This is a genomic window from Ruegeria sp. BHSB058 (genome assembly GCF_059613285.1).
On the sequence record NZ_JBXWSF010000139.1, the window covers coordinates 1 to 4441 of the forward strand.

Sequence of the window (4441 nt, forward strand, 5' to 3'; positions counted from 1 at the left end):
CGCCGCCGCCCGTTGCTTCGGAAAGAACCGCCACACGTTGCGGGGTTTGTCCAAGTACCGGAGAACCGGAGTCTGCTGCGCTTATCGCCATTTGCATCCACTCCTGCGGTTGCGATCCCGCAGCCTTGGCAACTCCGATGCCCTCACGCAGTTGATGGCTGACAATTTCGGCATAGCCCTTTTGCCCCGCCGCCACGAGCAACACCGCCGACGCCAACGCCATTTCAGCATCGTCCGTACGATATCCGACACCCAAACATACCTTTCCGCCGGATGCGAGTTGATCGACCGAGTTTCCCGATTGAGTCAAAACTGCCGAAGCGTCCGCAATGACTTGATCAGGGGATTGCGAATCTATTCCGACAATTTTCGGCGCTATCGCATCGGTTAGCTGCTGGCATTGCGCCTCAATCTGGGGTGCCGTCATATTGGGGATGGCCTCTTCCAGCTTTGACGCATCGGCAATGGCCTGAATCCGCGCTTGGCAAAACTGCTCGTTCAAAGCAAGTTCCGTATTGCTGACCGCTCCGGGCTGCGTTGCACCGCCATTTGACGCGGTCTGAATACTTATGTCATTGCACAGCTCGTTCGCTGATTTTCCGCCTGGTGCAAAGCCGAAAGTTGGCAGTTGGCCGCCCGTATCGGCGCGTGCGGCCACTGTTTCACCGCCCAGAACAGGTGCTGCGATCGGCTGCGGAGCCTGTGCTTGCGGTACTGCGGCCAATTGCGGTTGGGTGGCTGTCTGTGGCGTTGCTATGCCAAGCTGTTCGTTGCGATAGCTGCGCAACAGACCTGCAGTTCCTTGGCTGGCCACAATCTGGTTGTAGGGTGCGACATGCGCGCTGGAAAGCGCCCTATTGTATGACGACAGCAGAAAATTCTGCTCGTAGTCGTCCAGATAGCCGTCGATATTGTAGCCCATGTCGGCCTGATATTGGGAAATCCCGGCACGGCTGCGTCGGCCAAGTTGGCCGTCAACAACGCCGACATTGTAACCGAAATAGTTCAGCGCGGTCTGAACTTCTCGATTTTGCTGGCGCTGTGCAGAGGAAACGCCCGAAGACGAATAGGTCGAGCGACTTGCCTGCTGTTGTTTTCGTTGCTTGCTCTTGTGCACTTCGTTGACCACCAAGCCACCGAGCAGCGCTCCGCCCAAGAATGCGGCCGCTTCATCAGATTGGGCCTGGCGTGCCGGAACCAAAGCGACACTGGCAACCATCGCTGTGGCGCATAGATACTTTGAAAACATGACTATAACCTCGCTTTTCGCCGGGCCACCAAAGGGGTTTCGCGCCCGGTTTCGCTGAATACGCTTCATTATAGCACAAGCCGAGCATTCCCCATATTATTTGTCAAGAAAGCCTCAACCCATCAGATAAAGTTGGGCGAAAAGGCGCACAGTGGTCTGGCCGTTTTATCACCGGAGAACTAGCTCATCAACGCTCCGACAGCCTCGCCAGCGGCTCCGCCAAATCAGCAGAAAAAAACCGATGATGTGCCCGCCCTCCGCGTTTGGCGGCGTATAGCGCCAAATCGGCGGCGTGTAGCAACAGATCGGGGTCAGGCCTTTCGAATTGCAGGGAAATCACCGTACCGATGCTTGCGGATATCCTGCAAATACGCTCGCCGAAAGGTAGCGGTTTTTCCAGTTGTGCAATTAGTCTCTTGGCTATGGCTTCAAGCCGGACCCGATCCACCAGCTCCCTAAAGATCAGAACAAACTCGTCACCTCCAATTCGAGCAACCGTGTCTTCCGCCCGTGTTTCTTCGACCATAATCCTCGCAACATTTTGAAGAACGTGGTCGCCGGCAGCGTGTCCCAATGTGTCGTTGATTGCCTTGAAGAAATCCAGATCAAGATGCATTAGTGAAAACGGTGTCGCCGAACTTTGGTATCGTTTCAGGATATGATCCATCGCTCTTCGGTTCTTCAGGCCGGTCAAAGTGTCCGTATACGCCTGTTCCTCTGCCGCGATTCGGGCGCCCTGAAGGCGAAGGTTGAGCGTTCTGGATGCCTCCATCGCTGCCGATTTCGCTTCGACGAGATACAGCAGCTCTATAGCCATGTCCGTGCTGGAAAAATCTGAACTGGTAAGATCATAGTCGCGAACGGCATCCGGAATCGAGATTCCAAAGGACAGGTTGACAACTGCCAACCCTGACTCCGGCAAGGGCACGATCAATCCCTTGAATACGGTCCTCGGAGCATCGTCGAACCGGAGATGCAGTTTTCCCCCGGCAACACCCAGCAATCCAGACATTGATTTCACGGATCGTGGCCTGACCAAAACGAACCGTTCAAGAAACGACTTTCCTTCAAATTTCTCGCTTGGCCGCAGCTTTTGCAGTGTCAAACCGGTGCGTAAGATTCGGCTGTCTTGATCCAAAAGAACGTACATCGGGCACAGCTTGTCCAGCAGAGCAATCAGATCTTTTTGACACATCACGACGCCCGCGCTCCCAAGACAAACTGCCGACCTTTGGAAAAAGCGGTTTCGATCAACCTTATGGAGATGATTTCACCTTTTTCGTGCTCGCCCATGTGTTGAAACACCGCCAGGACACCATAGTCATCAGCCATAGCGCGTAGCACACCGATCATTACATAGGCATATCCCGGAAGGCCGCGGTGGCAAGTCAGACGATAATCCGCCGGATCGTTTTCCCACAATTCCAAAGCCGGGAGCTCCAGATCAGAAACGGCCAACCGGACCCGATCCTCCAAATCGTCCAGAGAATGTAGAAACTCGACATAGTTGACTCCGCCAAATCGCAACAGACGCCTTAGCGCTTCGGTATTTGGGTCCGACACCAGAAATGTACCTAAATCCTCGAGGATTTCGTTCTGAGGCCGCCCAAGTTCCCGGCACATCGCCGTCAACACTCGATTTGTTAATTCATCGGGGTACACCAGCATGGCTTCGAATTCGACAAAACCCAGATTTGCCGCTTCGGCCACGTTGATCCAACGCGTTGTCCCGTAGCTATGGGTGACGAACGATTGAATCGCCTTGTTGATTAACCCGTGCATTTGTTACCTCAACTCACTGTCGAGACAACTTGCGTTGGAAAAGGTTAAGGAATCGCCAAGAACCCTACTAACCCAAAGCATTGGCACTTGATCTATTGTAGGCAACCCTGCGGCAGATCAGAAATCGGTCGGGGCGCCCCCTTCAGCCTTCCTACGGGCGACGAACTCTGCCAGTTCCTCGCGAATCGAGGCATCCATAGGCGGCGCTTCGAAACTGCCAATGATTTCCTTGAACAGGTGATGGGCACGCTCGGGCGTCCACAAACCACCCGCAGCTTCCCAGCCTTCGAAATTCTTCCAGTCGCTCAGGAACGGCTGGTAGAAAGCGGTCGCATACCGATCCTGAGTGTGCTGGATGCCAAAGAAATGCCCGTCATTTCCAACAGCTTTGATTGCATCCAAGGCAATTTCATCTGGCCCCGTCGCCATGATTTCGGGCTGCATGTAACGTTGGATTTGCTGCAGTATCTCGCAATCCATAATGAATTTTTCTGGCGATGCGATAAGGCCGCCTTCTAGCCAGCCTGCCGCATGGTAGACCATGTTCGTACCGGATTGCACCGCCGCCCATAGCGAGTTTGAGGTTTCCCACATCGCCTGTCCGTCCGGCACGTTGGCCGCACAAACGCCCGAAGACCGCATTGGTAGCTTGTAGAAGCGGGCCATTTGGCCGGTCATCTGGGTTGATCGCATGTATTCCGGCGTGCCAAAGGCAGGTGCGCCCGACTTCATGTCGACATTCGACGTGAATGTGCCAATGACACAGGGTATTCCCGGGCGCACATATTGGAACAATGCAATTGCGCACAAGGCTTCGGCCAGGGATTGTGCAACCGCGCCCGCCATTGTGACTGGGGCCATAGCTCCCGCCAAGGTGAACGGTGTGACTACGATAGCCTGACCGCGACGCGCAAGCCGCAAGCACCCGTCGATCATCGGATGGTCGTGCTTGAGCGGCGACGTGGAATTGATGTTGGTATACAAACGGGGAGACGCTTCGAATTCCTCATGGGACAGGCCGCCAGCGATACGGACCATTTCCATCACATCTTCGACCCGCTCCTTACCCAGTGAATAGGCGTGCATTACCTTGTCGCTGATCGTCAGTTTGTCATAGACCACATCGAGGTGCCGAACACTTGCATGAATGTCAACTGGTTCGACCGGATATCCTCCGGCGAAATGGATGCAGTTGAAATACTGTGTCAGTTTCAAGAGGTTTCGGCACATCTCGCGATTGCCGGGAACCTTCCGGCCAATTTCCATGTCCCAGTAATTCGGGGGGGATGAGACATTGCCAAACAGCATCGTCTTGCCACCAACCTCAATAGTTCGATCTGGATTTCGAGGTGTAATGGTGAAACGTTCCGGCGCCTTTGCGACCATTTCCATGACGAAGTCGCGTCCCAT

General features: G+C 54.5%; 4 protein-coding genes. All 4 read right to left on the minus strand.

Going from position 1 to position 4441, the window contains the following annotated elements:
* Positions 1–1249 (minus strand): peptidoglycan-binding domain-containing protein (locus AC2FNB_RS20415; RefSeq protein WP_496748605.1); only part of this gene is annotated, 1249 nt, incomplete at its 3' end.
* Positions 1250–1436: 187 nt separating this feature from the next.
* Entirely contained in the window at positions 1437–2447 is a 1011-nt protein-coding gene (locus AC2FNB_RS20420) for a GGDEF domain-containing protein (protein ID WP_480749316.1), read from the minus strand.
* Positions 2444–3031 (minus strand): heme NO-binding domain-containing protein, encoded by a 588-nt coding sequence (locus tag AC2FNB_RS20425; protein ID WP_480749315.1) that lies wholly within the window; start codon positions 3029–3031, stop codon positions 2444–2446. Before AC2FNB_RS20425 ends, AC2FNB_RS20420 begins: the two co-directional genes overlap by 4 nt.
* A 117-nt stretch (positions 3032–3148) precedes the next feature.
* Positions 3149–4441, minus strand: a 1293-nt coding sequence (locus tag AC2FNB_RS20430) for a trimethylamine methyltransferase family protein (protein ID WP_496748606.1), incomplete at its 5' end; no start/stop codon positions are given.

Excerpts from the sequence above, each read along its gene's own strand:
- AC2FNB_RS20425 (WP_480749315.1), bottom strand. The coding sequence starts at position 3,031 with ATGCACGGGTTAATCAACAAGGCGATTCAATCGTTCGTCACCCATAGC.